The organism is Vibrio sp. ES.051 (genome assembly GCF_002563795.1).
Classification (GTDB): domain Bacteria; phylum Pseudomonadota; class Gammaproteobacteria; order Enterobacterales; family Vibrionaceae; genus Vibrio.
Genome location: NZ_PDJL01000005.1, coordinates 553801 through 569402, shown reverse-complemented (window position 1 = coordinate 569402; position 15602 = coordinate 553801). Strand labels below are relative to the sequence as shown.

Here is a 15602-nt window from a genome sequence, read left to right as displayed (position 1 = left end):
CGATGAGATTGGATTGTTCTTTTTACTCCTCTAATTGTGAGATATTGCAAATGCTAAGAATTGCCAAAGAAGCGCTGACATTCGATGACGTACTCCTGGTGCCAGCACACTCCACCGTTCTCCCAAACACAGCTGATCTTCGCACTCAGCTGACGAAAAATATCACCCTGAATATTCCGATGATTTCTGCGTCGATGGATACTGTGACGGAAGCCCGTCTAGCTATCGCACTTGCGCAGGAAGGTGGCATTGGCTTTATCCATAAGAACATGTCTATCGAGCAGCAAGCTGCCGAAGTTCGTAAAGTAAAGAAATTCGAAGCTGGTATGGTGACTGATGCGGTAACGGTCAATCCAGATGCAACGATTGCGGATGTTGTCGCACTAACCGAGAAACATGGCTTTGCAGGCTTCCCTGTCGTGACTGAAAGCCATGAGCTTGTCGGTATCATTACTGGCCGTGATGTTCGTTTTGTGACAGACCTTTCTAAGAAAGTCTCTTCAGTAATGACGCCAAAAGAAAAACTGGCGGCAATTAAAGAAGGTGCAACACGTGAAGAAGTGCAAGAGAAAATGCACGAAGCTCGCGTGGAGAAAGTGCTGGTTGTGAACGATGAGTTTCAATTGACCGGTATGATCACGGCAAAAGACTTCCATAAAGCGGAACGTAAACCAAATTCATGTAAAGATGAACGTGGTCGTCTACGTGTTGGTGCAGCCGTTGGTGCTGGAGCTGGTAACGAAGAACGAGTAGCCGCATTAGTTGAAGCGGGCGTTGACGTACTACTGATTGACTCTTCACACGGTCACTCTGAAGGTGTTCTAACTCGAATTCGTGAAACTCGCGCCGCGTACCCAGATTTAGACATCATCGGGGGTAATGTTGCTACGGGGGCTGGTGCTAAAGCCCTAATTGAAGCTGGCGTAAGCGCCGTGAAAGTGGGTATCGGTCCTGGTTCTATCTGTACGACTCGTATTGTAACTGGGGTTGGTGTTCCTCAAATTACGGCAATTGCCGATGCAACAGAAGTGGCGAACGAGTACGGCATTCCTGTGATTGCAGATGGTGGTATTCGCTTCTCTGGTGATATCTGTAAAGCAATTGTTGCAGGCGCATCTTGTGTAATGGTCGGTTCTATGTTTGCAGGAACAGAAGAGTCACCGGGCGAAGTCATTCTTTATAATGGTCGTTCTTACAAAGCTTACCGTGGAATGGGATCACTTGGTGCCATGTCACAAGGTTCTTCAGACCGTTATTTTCAGTCTGATAATGCCGCAGACAAGCTGGTACCAGAAGGCATTGAAGGCCGTATCGCACACAAAGGTCGTCTAAAAGAGATCGTACATCAACAAATGGGTGGTCTACGTTCAAGCATGGGGTTAACCGGCAGTGCAACAATCGAAGATATGCGCACTAAAGCAGAGTTCGTTCGTATCTCTGGTGCGGGTATGCAGGAGTCTCATGTACACGACGTTCAAATTACCAAGGAAGCGCCAAACTACCGTTTAGGCAACTAGCTAATAATAGCTTTACGTAAACGGTTGCTTTTTTCTTGAAGCATTAATAAGAGGCGAGTACACTCGCCTCTGTTTTAATCACTTAGCTTATAAAGACTGCTCAAAATGACTAAAAATATTCATGACCAACGTATTCTTATCTTGGACTTCGGTTCCCAATACACACAGTTAGTCGCTCGTCGCGTACGTGAAATCGGCGTTTACTGTGAACTGTGGAGCTGGGACGTCGAAGAAGCGGATATTCGTGAATTCAATCCAGACGGTATTATTCTCTCTGGTGGTCCTGAAAGTGTGACGGAAGAAAACTCTCCACGCGCTCCTCAATATGTATTTGACTCTGGCGTTCCTTTACTTGGCGTATGTTACGGCATGCAAACCATGGCGGAACAGTTGGGCGGGAAAGTAGCAGGCTCTAACGAACGTGAGTTCGGCTACGCTCAAGTTAAAGTTTCTACTGAATGTGCGCTATTTAAAGATCTTGAAGCAACTCAAGATGTTTGGATGAGCCACGGTGATAAAGTTGTAGAAATCCCTGTTGATTTTGAACAAGTAGGTAACACAGAAACTTGTCCGTTTGCTGCGATGGCGAACGAAGAGAAGAAATACTACGGGGTTCAATTCCATCCAGAAGTCACGCACACCAAACAAGGTTTACAGATGCTAGAGAACTTTGTTCTTGGCGTATGTGGCTGTGAGCGTTTGTGGACATCTGAGTCTATTATCGAAGATGCTATCGCTCGTATTAAAGATCAAGTCGGTGACGATGAAGTTGTCCTAGGTCTATCTGGCGGTGTTGATTCTTCGGTCGTCGCCATGCTGGTTCACCGTGCAATCGGTGACAAATTAACGTGTGTATTCGTTGATAACGGCTTACTTCGTCTCAACGAAGGTCAGCAAGTTATGGAAATGTTTGGTGATAAATTTGGCCTAAACATCATCAAAGTTGACGCTGAAGAGCGTTTCTTAGAAGCGCTGAAAGGCAAATCGGATCCTGAAGAAAAACGTAAGGCAATTGGTCATATTTTCGTTGATGTGTTCGATGAAGAGTCTAAGAAGTTAGCCAATGCGAAGTGGTTGGCTCAAGGCACAATCTACCCTGATGTTATCGAGTCAGCAGCCTCTAAAACGGGTAAAGCGCACGTGATTAAATCACACCACAACGTGGGCGGTCTTCCTGAAGAGATGCAAATGGGTCTTGTTGAACCACTACGTGAGTTGTTTAAGGATGAAGTGCGTAAGATTGGCCTTGAGTTAGGTCTGCCATACAACATGCTTTACCGCCACCCATTCCCAGGGCCTGGTCTAGGGGTTCGTGTTCTTGGTGAAATCAAGAAAGAGTACTGTGACTTGCTGCGTCGTGCAGACGCTATCTTTATTGAAGAGCTTCACGCCGCAGACTTGTATAACAAGGTTTCTCAAGCATTCACCGTATTCTTACCTGTTCGTTCTGTTGGTGTGATGGGCGATGGTCGTAAGTACGACTGGGTTGTATCACTGCGCGCGGTAGAAACGATCGACTTCATGACGGCACATTGGGCACATCTGCCATACGACTTCTTGGGTAAGGTTTCTAACCGTATCATCAACGAAGTTGAAGGTATTTCACGCGTTGTTTACGACATTTCTGGCAAACCGCCAGCGACTATCGAGTGGGAATAATTTACACTCGATTGTTCAATTTATAAAAACCAGCCTTCGGGCTGGTTTTTTTGTGCTTAAAAATAGTGAAGGGGTATTTTACTTTTTTATTGAGAGATATATACATACGTTAAAATTAGATATATATTCACTTTAAGTGTTTATATATCTAAAGGTGTTGCTATGGAACAGGCTGAAGTTACCTCTCTTATTCCCATCCTTATCACTCTTTTTTTTGCTCTTACTACGAGAAATGTGGTCGTTGGTTTATTTGCTGGCGTGGTCAGCGGTGTAGCCATGCTTGAAGGCACATTTATCGAGACAGGGTTGCTCGACTCGTTTAGTGCATTAATGAAAAGCTATCTTTTACCTCAGTTAACCGATAGCTATAACGCGGGTGTGATCCTTTTATTGGTCTTTATTGGTGGCTTTGTCGCGCTGATGGAAAAGTCGGGTGGTGGGGTAGCTTTTGCTAAAAAGGTGACTCAATGGGTCGCGAGCAAATGCCAAGCTCAGTTATCCGCATGGTTTGGTGGTGTGGTGATCTTTTTCTCCGACCTTGGTACACCATTGATTGTTGGCCCGGTTTTCCGTCCTTTATTTGATAAGCTGAAAGTGTCACGTCAAAAATTAGCGTTTATTATCGACTCTACTTCTTCACCGGTCGCAATTTTAATCCCTTTTATTGGGTGGGGGGTGTATATCATGGGACTGATTCAAAAAGAGTTTACGGCGCTTGAGATCAGTATGAGTGATTGGGATGCGTTTATCGGTGCCATTCCTTATCAGTTCTACGCATTCTTAGCGATTGCAATTGTTCCGATTATCTCTTTCTTCAAACTGGACTTTGGCCCAATGGCAAAAGCAGAACAGTTAGCTGAGCAAGGCTCTGATTTTGGAAAAGTTCAGGAAACGATGAATGTTTTTACGCATAAAAATTCAAAATCCAGTTTTGTGTGGGCTCCTTTGTTAGTGATGTTGGTTGTGCTGTGCACCATTCTCATCCCGCATGGTTTCCCTTTACAAAAAGTAGCGGGTTCAACGTTTCGTGCCGCGCTTTCCTCTGCTTATTTCTTTGCCGCATTAACTTTGATTATGCTGATGGCATTTTACGGAGTAAGAAAGCTGTCTGATGGTATCCACGTATACCTCAAGGGGATGTCAAATATGATGTCGGTTGCGGTTATCTTGGTGTTGGCTTGGGCTCTGAGTTCTGTAGGTAAAGAGTTAGGTGCAGCTGCTTATATTGCAGAGCAAGCTCAGTCAGGTTTCCCTTATTGGTTATTACCTGCGGTTGCCTTTTTATTGGCCGGTGTTATTTCTTTTGCTACAGGATCTTCTTGGGGAACTTTTGCGATCATGATGCCGTTAGTGATCCCAACTGCAGTTGCAATAGATGCACCAATGTTGGTTTGCATTGGCGCAGTCCTATCAGGCGGCTTGTTTGGTGACCATTGCTCGCCTATCTCTGAAACCACGATTCTTTCTTCAACGGGGGCGGGCTGCGAGCAGTACGAACATTTCCGCACCCAGTTGCCTTACGCACTGTTGAATGGAGTGATCGCGTTAGGGTGTTTTCTTCTGGCTGGGATATCAGCGTCGCCAGTGATTGTACTTGCGGCGATTGTTATTCAATGTACGATTTATTTTACGTTGTCTAAACAAAAACAAACCGATCGGTTAGATTCGGTTTCTGCAAAACAATAGAGTAAAAAATACATCAGACGGAGGCGAAAAATCCTCCGCTTTTCTTTGAGTAAAGGTAACACTTTTCTTGTGAAAAATGTGTGTAAGGACTTATTTCCTCATTTTGTCTCGCAGAATGAGCCCACTCCGCACAGTGTTTTGTGCATATGATCCACTATGTGTCTAGCTATCCCTTATATATCGTCAACACTGGAGACTAGACATGTTTGCACTCAAACATCTTCCTATTGCATTAAGTTGTGTCCTAGCGGCGCAAGCGAACGCAAGTATGAATATCCAACCTGATCCGCAAAACCCAAATGGCTACGTCATTGCTCGTGGTGATATTCAGGTTGCAGAGCAGAGTAAGACCTCTGATCCTATGTATGCGACTTGGTCACAAGCCCTAGAAACGCGGCCCAATTCTGTGGTTGAGGCCATTTTTCTAGGTGCGGTAACCAACCCAATAAACGTTAAACGTGTTGAGCGTGTGTTCCCTGAGGGAGAATGGAACTTCCTTACCCAAATGGCGGCGCCAGAATACACTTATACGCGTTTCCTACGAGCAATCGGTAAGTTCCCTGCATTTTGTGGCGAGTATACCGATGGGCGCGATTCTGATGCGATTTGTAAAAAGTCGATCGTGACGGCGTTTGCTCACTTTGCTCAGGAAACCGGTGGTCATATTTCGATTGATAACGTCTCGGACAACCCACTTGGTTTGGAGGAGTGGCAACAAGCGTTGGTTCATGTACGTGAAATGGGCTGGTCAGAAGGTCAAGAGGGTTACACCACCGGTTGTGGCCAGAACGATTGGCAGAACAAGCGTTGGCCGTGTGAGCCAGGACAGGGTTATTTTGGGCGTGGTGCTAAACAACTGTCTTACCACTTTAACTATGGTGCGTTTTCTGAAGTGATGTTTGATGGCGATGCGTCTGTATTGCTGAAAAACCCAGGCTTGGTTGCGGATTCATGGTTGAACTTGGCGTCGGCAATTTGGTTTTTCCTAACCCCACAAGCGCCTAAACCAGCAATGCTCCATGTGATTGACCGTACTTGGGTTCCTTCACAACGTGAACTTGATGCAGGCATTGGCTACGGCTTCGGAACCACAATTAACGTGATCAATGGTGGCATTGAATGTGGTGAGCAAAACAAAGATAAAGGTCAGCCTGTTAACCGTATCCGTTATTGGGAAGGTTTGGCTGCACACTACCAAATCCCAATCGAAGCCGATGAAACGAACACCTGTTGGCAGCAAACGCCTTACGGCAGCCTAAACCTAAATGGTGCGACAGACGTTCTGTACACGAACTGGGATGGTAACTGGAAGTACTATTCAGATCGCCCAGGCGGCCACTCGTTTGAATGTGAACTGGTTGGTTTCCAAACGGCATACTCGGCGCTGGTGGCTGGGGATTACGAAAAGTGTGTGACTAACTTCTACCAATCTCATGCAGGGTGGCCAGAAGTTCGCGTGGTTGATAAGTTAGCCCCAGTTGATCCGGTCGATCCACCGGTAGGAGGGGTGGCAGCTTGGGATATTGGCAAAGTGTATAACACTGGTGACCAAGTCTCTTATCAAGGTGCGGTTTACGAAGCGAAATGGTGGTCTCAAGGTAATGAGCCAACACTGGGGGACCCGTGGAAACTGGTTTCTGGTGTGCCTAGCGAACCACCTACAACGGAACCAGAGCCGCCAATCACTGAACCTGAGCCACCGGTAACCAAGCCAGAGCCACCAGTGACAGGCAACTTTATTCAGTGGGAACTGGGGGCGACTCAAGTGGCAAACGGAGAAAAAGTAACATACCAAGGCAAATGCTTTATTGCTAAAAACGGTCCAGGCGTGTGGGAGACGCCAACGCAGAGCAATTGGTTCTGGGATGAGATCGCTTGCCAATGACTGAGCGATAAGTAGCCTAACTCTCTATTAAGACTCTGCTTTTCTAGCGGGGTCTTTTTTTATGCCGAAAGATGATTATTTATGGAATCTAAGTTTCCAATAACGGGTTTTCTCTTTTGCTGGGAGGTCCATTAAAATTCGCGCGCATTTTTTATCAATTTTTTTGAAAAGGTATTTGTACATGTCGACAAAACTGGCTAACCCTGCACCGCTAGGTCTAATGGGTTTCGGTATGACCACTATTCTGCTGAATATCCATAACGCGGGATTTTTCCCAATTGACTCGATGATTCTAGCGATGGGCATCTTTTACGGTGGCCTTAGCCAAGTAATCGTTGGCATCATGTGCTTTAAGCGCGGTGATACTTTCGGTACTACAGCGTTTAGTTCTTACGGTCTATTTTGGCTAACACTGGTCGGTTTAATCGTGATGCCATACATGGGCCTACCTGCAAGCCCTGCAAGTTTTATGGGATGGTATCTAGCACTATGGGGAATTTTCACTGGCTTCATGTTTATTGGCTCTCTGTGCTACCCAACCGCAAAACAAGTGGTATTTGGTTCTCTGACTATCTTGTTCTTTTTGCTTGCAGCGCGTGATTTCACTGGTAGTGAAGTGATCGGGACTATCGCAGGTTTCGAAGGCATCTTCTGTGGTGCTAGTGCGATTTACTTCGCAATGGCGCAAGTACTAAACAACGAGTTTGGTCGTGTTGTTCTACCCGTAGGTAAAGCAAAAGTCGCGCGTAAAGTTGAAGTCGTAGCGACAGCTTAATACGGAATAAATAACAGAAAGGGGATTAACCTATGGTTAATCCCCTTTTTTATACCCCAACAGGGCCACTGCTTTTTCTTATTGTTAAGGTAGTGCTAGGTTGACGGTTGCTCTATCGTATCCGTCGTACCGCTGTCTGCCGTTGGCGCTTTGCCGGTTTTACGCGTGTATTTCTCTTCCCAGTAATCCGCGCCTTTGATGCCCAGAGCAACAGGGTTAAAGGTAAAGTCGGTTACACCGCGTTTTTGTTGTTCTTCATAATCGCTCAGTGCTTTTAGTGCTGGCTTAGACATGAAGAAGATGATCAGGATACCGACAATGTTCAACCATGCCATTAAACCAACGCCGACGTCACCCATTGCCCAAGCTAAGTTAGCCGTTTTTACCGTTCCATAGAATACCGATGAAATGATCACCACTTTTAGAATGAACATCAATCCATTAACTTTGAACGTACGACGAATGTAAGCAATGTTGGTTTCTGCAATATAGTAGTACGCCAAAATCGTCGTAAAGGCGAAGAAGAACAGAGCGATTGCGATGAATGGTTTACCGACACTCGGTAGAGCACTTTCAATTGCCATTTGTGTAAACACAGGGCCATTTGCACCAATATCCGCAGGTAAGTTCTGCACGAGGAAGGTGCCTTCTATCGCACCATTTACGTTGTATGCACCAGTGATAAGAATCATAAATGCCGTTGCTGAACATACAAGTAATGTATCGATGTAGATAGAGAAAGACTGAACAAGACCTTGTTGAGCAGGGTGGTCTACACTTGCTGCGGCGGCTGCGTGCGGGCCTGTACCTTGGCCGGCTTCGTTAGAGTAAACCCCACGTTTTACCCCCCAACCGATGGCCGCACCAAAACCTGCCATCGGTGTGAACGCGTCACCGAGGATCATGCCGAAGATGCGTGGAACTTCACCGATATTAAGAAGAATGATGACAAATGCCGTGATGATGTAAGCCAGAGCCATGAATGGCACAACGATTTGAGTAAAGCTGGCAATACGTTTTACACCACCAAAGATGATGAAAGCGAGAATAATACAGACAACCGTACCAGTGAAAATTTTAGCAAAACTGAAAGTACCAATAGCGGTTTCAATCATGTCACCGGAACCAAATGCAGCTTCTACCGCGTTGCCGATACTGTTCGACTGAACGCCCGGCAGTAGAACCCCACATGCAAAGATGGTTGCGATAGCAAAGATCCAAGCGTACCATTTTTGACCCATCGCTTTTTCAATGTAATAAGCAGGGCCACCACGGAATTCGCCTTCGTCTTCTTCTTTATAAATTTGTGCGAGAGTTGATTCTGCATAGGCAGTTGCTGCGCCAAAGAAGGCAACAACCCACATCCAAAATACGGCACCAGGGCCACCAAAACCGATGGCAGCGGCTACGCCGGCAATGTTACCTGTACCAACACGGCCAGATAATGAAACGGCCAGCGCCTGAAATGATGATATTCCCTTTGTTGAACTCTTTCCTGATAGCAACAAGCGCCACATTTCAAAGAAGTGACGAATTTGCACAAAACGAGTCATGATTGAATAGAATAAGCCTGCCCCAAGGCACAAGTAGATCAGAGCTGGACTCCAGATAATTCCATTCAAAAAATCAACTAATGACTGCATGAGTATTTTCCCTGTTAGTTGTGTTTATGGTTATTTTTCACCCAAAACATTACCCTTTATGTAATGCAATTGTTAACTTTTTTGGCTAGAAATCCTTGGTATCGTGATGCTGAACACAGAATAACTAGATGTTGTTAAAATTTGGTTCCTACTGCTTATTCGTCATTTTTAAGTCGTAAGATTTGTGTTTGATTAAATATGCAGCACGGTTTCATTGAAGTGTGCTGCCGTTTAGGTGAGTTAAAAATGCCAATTGTTATGCGCTTTGTGGAGTAATTAACTGTTGCTTTTGGTTCAATTTCGCGTTTAAGCATAGCGGTACAAGTTGAGTGCAGCGTTATCCATTACTTTTATTTTTTCTCCTTTCATGATGCTTGCCAAAAGTTGACCTGAGCCACAAGCCATGGTCCATCCTAGTGTGCCGTGGCCAGTATTAGTAAAAAGGTTACTGTAAGGGGTGGCACCGATGATAGGAGTGCCGTCGGGCGTCATTGGTCTAAATCCACTCCAAAACTCTGCTTGGCTGAAGTCTCCGCCGCGAGGGAAAAGATCACGGATAACCATTTCTATGGTGTCTTTTCTCTTTTGTGGGAGAGAAGCGTCGAATCCGGCGAGCTCTGCTGTCCCTGCTACACGAATTCTGTCATCAAAGCGGGTCATGGCGACTTTATAGGTCTCATCCATCACCGTGGAACGAGGAGCCCATTGTGCGTCTTTGAGAGGAATAGTGAGTGAATATCCTTTAACAGGGTAAACCGGGATATCAATCTCGAGCTGTTTGAGCAGTGGCGTAGAATAGCTGCCAGAGGCGATAACAAATTGGTCTGCTTTGAATAACCCTCGGTTCGTTTGGACACCTATGACCTTTTTGCCTGCCGTAACCCAATTGCTCACTTCGGTATCAAACTCGAATCTGACGCCGTGGTTCTTTGCGAGCTCAGTCAGTTGTTGGCAAAACTGATAACAGTCCCCCGTTTCGTCATCGGGAAGATGCAAGCCACCGACTAATTTGTCTTTCATTAGAGCCAGTCCAGGCTCTTGTTCAATGCAGCGTTCTACGTCCATCAGCTCAAATCGGGTTCCGCTCTGCTGCAGAAGCTGCATGTCTTTTTCTATCGCATCGAGTTGTTGAGGGTTGCGGAATAATTGCAGTGTCCCAAACTGGCGACCTTGATATTCAATGGCATGCTCTTGACGTAATTGTTCTAGGCACTGACGGCTGTGATTCGCAATGGAAAGCATGCGGGCTTTGTTAATCTGATAGCGCGGCAGGTTACAGTTCGCCACCATCTTACTCGCCCAACGGATCATCTCTGCATTGATAGATGGTTTGATTTTGAGTGGCGCGTGCTCTTCCATTAACCACTTGATGGCTTTAACAGGAATACCAGGTGCAGCCCAAGGGGAAGAATAGCCATAAGAGATTTGCCCTGCATTGGCGAAACTTGTTTCCATTGCGCTGCTGGGTTGGCGATCAATAACGGTGACTTGATAGCCTGCTTGAGATAAATACCAAGCAGAAGTTAAGCCGATAACGCCGCTGCCTACTACGATGACTTCCATTGATGTACTCCACACATTTATCAGTAGTGGTTAGTTTCTTTTCTTTACCTTTTGTTAACAATCGATATAAATTACATACAGCATTTAGAAAAACTATAGGCTTAAGGATGAGAGGTAATCGGATAAGTGGCTTATGGCTGTTTACTCAAGTGGCGGAGCATCAGACTTTTACTGGTGCTGCGAGGTTCTTACACCTTACGACCGGAGCGGTTAGCCAGCAAATTATTCAGTTAGAAGCGTCGTTAGGTTTTACTTTGTTTGAACGGCATTCTCGCGGTATTCGTTTAACCGCAAAAGGCGGTCAATTGCACCAAGCGACGCAGTTTCATTTTTCAGAGTTAAGTAAACTGCTTGATGAGTTGAAAGCTGAAAAGCACACCAATGAAATTCGTTTAAAGCTCACCCCTTCTTTCGCTTTCAAATGGTTGGTTCCGAAATTAGAGAGTTTTCATCACGATAATCCAGATATCCAAGTACAAATTTTTGCGGAAGGGGCCTTGGTAAATAGTGAACGAAAAGACTATGACGTCGCTATTGACTACGGGCTTCATCCATACCGAGACAGCAATGCAGAATTGATCCTCGATGAACAATTGCTGCCCGTGATGAGCCCAAAATACCTTGAGGATCATCGGTGGCTAAAAGCCCCTTTGAATGGTCAAAAAGGGTTAATGTCGTCAGAGCAGTGGCAGAAGGCGACGTTACTCCACGATGCGATGCCGTGGGAAAAAGCGACGCGTGACTATGAGTGGTTGTATTGGGCATCCAATATGGGGGTAGACTTGAAAACCGATGTCGGACACTTTTTCAACCGAACCGATATGGCGATGTCAGCAGCAGAAGCAGGGGTTGGCATTGCGATGGCAAGACTGGCGCTCCTCGACGATGAGTTGACGACGCAGCGTTTGGTTTCACCATTTGAGCCGATTCCGGCCAATGCTGGGTATTATTTGATCATGAACACCCGTACTCATGCTACGGAAACGTTTCGAACTTGGCTGTTGCAACAATTGGGCTAGCATTTTATCTCTCTGTGAGTTATTCCTGTGTTCTTGGCTGAGAAAAACGGCAATATAACGTGATACCTCAAATAACACTGAGATACGATCACTAGAGCACCTCAGTGTGATTTTAGGGTGTGACTTAAATTAGACAAACATGCAGGGAAGAACATGAAAGACGAAACGCTGTCGATCCATTACGGCTACGAAACGGATCCAACCACCAAATCTGTTGCTACTCCAATTTATCAAACGGTCGCTTATGAATTTGAGAACGCCCAACACGGCGCTGATCTCTTCAACCTCGAAGTTCCAGGGAATATTTATACTCGCATCATGAACCCCACTAACGATGTACTTGAAAAGCGCATGGCCGCTTTAGAGGGAGGCATCGCGGGGTTGGTCGTCAGCGCAGGGAGCGCTGCGATTAACTATGCGATCCTGACACTGGCGCAAGCAGGCGATAACATCGTCTCTACACCGCAGCTTTATGGTGGCACTTATACCTTGTTCGCTCACATGCTGCCAAATCAAGGCATTCAGGTGAAGTTTGCTAAAGACGATAAGCCAGAAAGCTTGGCGGAACTGATTGATGAGAATACCAAAGCGGTGTATTGCGAGAGCATTGGTAATCCTGCCGGGAATATCATTGATCTAGAACGCGTGGCCGAGCTTGCTCATGCGCAAGGTGTCCCTGTGATTGTGGATAATACCGTTGCAACGCCAGTGTTGTGTAAACCGATTGAATTTGGCGCCGATATCGTAGTGCACTCGCTAACAAAATACGTTGGTGGTCACGGCACAACACTTGGCGGCGTGATAGTCGATTCTGGCAAGTTCCCTTGGGCGCTACACAAAGAACGCTTCCCAGTATTCAACCAACCCGAGCCTTCTTACCATGGGGTGGTGTATACCGAAGCGTTTGGTGAAGCCGCGTTTATCGGGCGCGCGCGAACCGTACCACTGCGTAATACAGGCTCGGCTTTATCGCCAATGAACGCGTTTATGCTGATGCAAGGATTAGAAACGCTCTCGCTACGGATGGAGCGCCATACCGAGAACGCACTCAAAGTCGCTGAATTTTTGGAACAACATGACAAAGTGAGTTGGGTCAGCTACGCCGGATTACCAAGTTCAAAACACTTCCCGCTCGCAGAGAAATACATGAAAGGTAAGCCTTCGGCGATTTTGTCGTTTGGTTTGAAAGACGGTTATGAAGCGGGGGTGCGTTTTTATGATGCACTAACAATATTTAAACGCTTGGTGAATATTGGTGATGCGAAGTCACTGGCTTGTCACCCAGCGTCGACGACTCACCGTCAGTTGAGTGAAGCGGAACAAAAGCAAGCAGGAGTGTCACCTGAGATGATCCGTTTATCCGTCGGTATTGAACATATCGATGATATCTTGGCGGATTTAGAGCAAGCGCTAAACGCGTAAAATAACGCTGATATAATGCTTTTGGGTTCCCATAAGCCAGCCTAGTAAAAGGCTGGCCTTATTGTATTTTTAATGATTTATTTCTTTTGGGTTGTGGTATGACAAAAGCTCATATGGGGTGAGTTTTATTCTCTTGTTCTTGCTGCCTTTACTCCTGATGATGTGGATGAATGTTGAACAGAAGAAGGGACTCAGATGTCGAATGTTTTTCATCGTCATTGTCACAACACACTACCAACTATCGACTATGGAGAAGGGGTTTACCTGTTTGATAAGCAAGGTAAGCCGTATCTCGATGCTTGTGGTGGCGCTGCGGTATCAAACCTTGGTCATAGCCATCGAGCCGTTAAGCAAGCCATGTTGGATCAAATTGAGCGCGTGCCGTTTGCCCATACTGGCTTTTTTACTAGTGAGAGTAGTGAGCGATTGGCGGAGCTGATTTGTCAGCACATGTCACCGCAATTTAATCACGTTTATTTAGTAAGTGGTGGCTCGGAGGCTATGGAATCGGCACTAAAAATGGCGCGTCAGTATTTTGTGGAAGCCGGAAAACCAGAGAAAAGTCAGTTTATTGCTCGGCGACAGAGTTATCACGGTAATACGCTCGGTGCTTTGGCGGTGGGAGGGAATGAGTGGCGACGTGAACCTTTCAAACCCATTTTGGCCCCCAGCCATCATATCGCACCTTGTTACGCCTATCGTCATCAGCAGCATCATGAGTCAGAGTTGGAGTACTCACTGCGCGCGGCAAATGAGTTAGAAGCGAAAATTCTCGAGTTAGGTGCAGAGAAAGTTATGGCCTTTGTGGTGGAGCCTATTGTGGGGGCGACGGCAGGTGCGGTGCCGGCAACTCAAGGTTACCTTACCCGTATTCGTGAGATCTGCGATCAATATGAGGTGTTGCTTATCATGGACGAAGTGATGTGCGGCGTGGGTCGAAGTGGGCGTTTTTTTGCTTTTGAACAAGAAGGTGCGGAACCAGACCTTGTCTGTTTGGCGAAAGGGCTCGGTGCGGGGTATCAACCTATCGGTGCCGTAGTCGTGAATGACAACGTTTACCAAGCGATTGAAACCGGCAGTGGTTTTTTCCAACATGGACATACCTTTATGGCGCATCCCGTCGCTTGCGCGGCAGCGGTGGCGACAATTGAAACCATTTTCCAGGAAGACTTATTAGCCTCGGTTAATCAACAAGGGGCTCTTTTGCATAATGAGTTAATGGCAGCGTTGTCTCACTTGCCGTATATCGGAGATATCCGTGGGAAAGGATTATTTTTAGGTATTGAGTTAGTCGCGGATAAAGAGACCAAAGCACCGTTAAACAAAGCAACATTGGCAGATAAACGCATCAAACAGCAAGCGATGAAAAATGGACTCATGTGCTATCCAATGGGCGGCACGATTGACGGGATAAACGGGCATCATATTTTGCTTGCTCCCCCTTTCATTATCCAGCCGCAACAGATTGACGAGCTAGTGGACAAATTAGCAGATACGTTAAACGAGGTCGCAAAAACATGGACGTAGAAAGAACGTTTACGAGGGAGCCGATCGCGCTTATCGTTGCGCCAAACGGTGCAAGGAAGAGTAAACAAGATCACGTTAACTTACCGATGACAATTGACGAGTTAGTTGCTGAAGCGATAGCGTGCCAAACGGCAGGGGCTGCCATGATCCATCTGCATGCCAGAGACGCCACATGATCCATCTGCATGCCAGAGACGCCAATGGATGCCATTCATTAGACATTGCAGAGAACATGGCGATATACCAAGCCGTGAAAGAAGCGGTAGGAGAGGCGATGCTCGTCCAGCTCACCACCGAAGCGGTCGGCATATATACCCGACAACAACAAATGGCAGTCGTTAAAGCGCTGAGGCCGGAAGCGGCTTCTTTTGCTTTGAGGGAATTGATCCCCGATAGTGGGTACGAAAATGAAGGAAGCGCCTTTTTTTACTGGGTGGCAGAGCAAAACATCCTGAGTCAAATCATTCTCTACGATCAGGCTGATATTGAACGCTATTTCTCACTGCGTGATCGAGGCGTATTACCAATACATAATCAGCATGCGTTGGTGGTGTTAGGTCGTTATCAGCACGCACAACAATCGTGTCCATGGGATTTAAGAGGCTTGAGTTTGGAGCGTTTTATGGAACAAAAGGTGCGATGTGCGGTTTGTGCTTTCGGTGCGAAAGAGCAAGATTGTTTGACCAGTGCGATGTTATTGGGGCTAGATGTTAGAGTCGGGTTTGAAAACAATCATAGTGATGCAAGCGGCAAGTTGGCTCGGAGCAATGCTGCGCAAGTTGAAGCGTTAAGTAAGATAAGTCAACATTTGAACATTCCGTTACACAATGCCCACTCATGGCATAACGCCTTACAAGTCACGAGATAGAAATAGAAAAAGGCACCAATGGCGCCTTTTATTGTTTT

Annotated in this window: 10 protein-coding genes and 1 pseudogene; 9 read left to right on the top strand and 2 right to left on the bottom strand. The window is 46.2% G+C overall.

What is annotated here, in order from left to right; all coding sequences use genetic code 11:
• Positions 1–50 precede the first annotated feature (50 nt).
• The 5 genes from guaB (at position 51) to ATG66_RS16820 (ending at position 7522) form a co-directional block, all read left to right on the top strand.
• A complete protein-coding gene (guaB, locus tag ATG66_RS16840; RefSeq protein ID WP_098416374.1) occupies positions 51–1517 on the top strand; it encodes an IMP dehydrogenase in 1467 nt (488 codons plus the stop codon).
• Positions 1518–1622: 105 nt separating this feature from the next.
• Entirely contained in the window at positions 1623–3176 is a 1554-nt protein-coding gene (gene guaA, locus ATG66_RS16835; protein ID WP_098416373.1) for a glutamine-hydrolyzing GMP synthase, read from the top strand.
• 162 nt (positions 3177–3338) lie between these two features.
• Complete coding sequence (locus tag ATG66_RS16830; protein WP_098416372.1) at positions 3339–4862, top strand: Na+/H+ antiporter NhaC family protein; 1524 nt, start codon at positions 3339–3341, stop codon at positions 4860–4862.
• Between the two features lie 202 nt (positions 4863–5064).
• Positions 5065–6747, top strand: a complete 1683-nt coding sequence (locus ATG66_RS16825; RefSeq protein ID WP_098416371.1) for a chitinase — start codon at positions 5065–5067, stop codon at positions 6745–6747.
• A 181-nt stretch (positions 6748–6928) separates the two neighbouring features.
• Positions 6929–7522 (top strand): acetate uptake transporter, encoded by a 594-nt coding sequence (locus ATG66_RS16820; RefSeq protein ID WP_098416370.1) that lies wholly within the window; start codon positions 6929–6931, stop codon positions 7520–7522.
• Positions 7523–7617: 95 nt separating this feature from the next.
• Here the strand turns inward: ATG66_RS16820 and ATG66_RS16815 are convergent, their stop codons facing one another.
• Both ATG66_RS16815 and ATG66_RS16810 read right to left on the bottom strand, forming a co-directional pair.
• Positions 7618–9165, bottom strand: a complete 1548-nt coding sequence (locus tag ATG66_RS16815) for an alanine/glycine:cation symporter family protein (protein WP_098416369.1) — start codon at positions 9163–9165, stop codon at positions 7618–7620.
• Between the two features lie 306 nt (positions 9166–9471).
• Positions 9472–10728 carry a D-amino acid dehydrogenase gene (locus ATG66_RS16810; RefSeq protein ID WP_098416368.1) on the bottom strand — a complete coding sequence of 419 codons (1257 nt, stop codon included), beginning with the start codon at positions 10726–10728 and terminating at the stop codon, positions 9472–9474.
• 107 nt (positions 10729–10835) lie between these two features.
• Here ATG66_RS16810 and ATG66_RS16805 point away from each other — a divergent pair, with 107 nt between their 5' ends.
• The 4 genes and pseudogenes from ATG66_RS16805 to ATG66_RS16790 all read left to right on the top strand — a co-directional run bounded on the left by ATG66_RS16805 (position 10836) and on the right by ATG66_RS16790 (position 15564).
• Positions 10836–11747, top strand: coding sequence for a LysR substrate-binding domain-containing protein (locus ATG66_RS16805; protein WP_098416367.1), 912 nt, complete (start codon positions 10836–10838; stop codon positions 11745–11747).
• A gap of 153 nt (positions 11748–11900) precedes the next feature.
• Complete coding sequence (locus tag ATG66_RS16800; protein ID WP_098416366.1) at positions 11901–13169, top strand: O-acetylhomoserine aminocarboxypropyltransferase/cysteine synthase family protein; 1269 nt, start codon at positions 11901–11903, stop codon at positions 13167–13169.
• A 195-nt stretch (positions 13170–13364) separates the two neighbouring features.
• On the top strand, positions 13365–14696 hold the full coding sequence (locus tag ATG66_RS16795; RefSeq protein ID WP_098416365.1) for an aspartate aminotransferase family protein: 1332 nt from the start codon (positions 13365–13367) through the stop codon (positions 14694–14696).
• Positions 14687–15564, top strand: a pseudogene (locus ATG66_RS16790) (3-keto-5-aminohexanoate cleavage protein). Before ATG66_RS16795 ends, ATG66_RS16790 begins: the two are co-directional and overlap by 10 nt.
• The last annotated feature ends 38 nt before the right edge of the window (positions 15565–15602 follow it).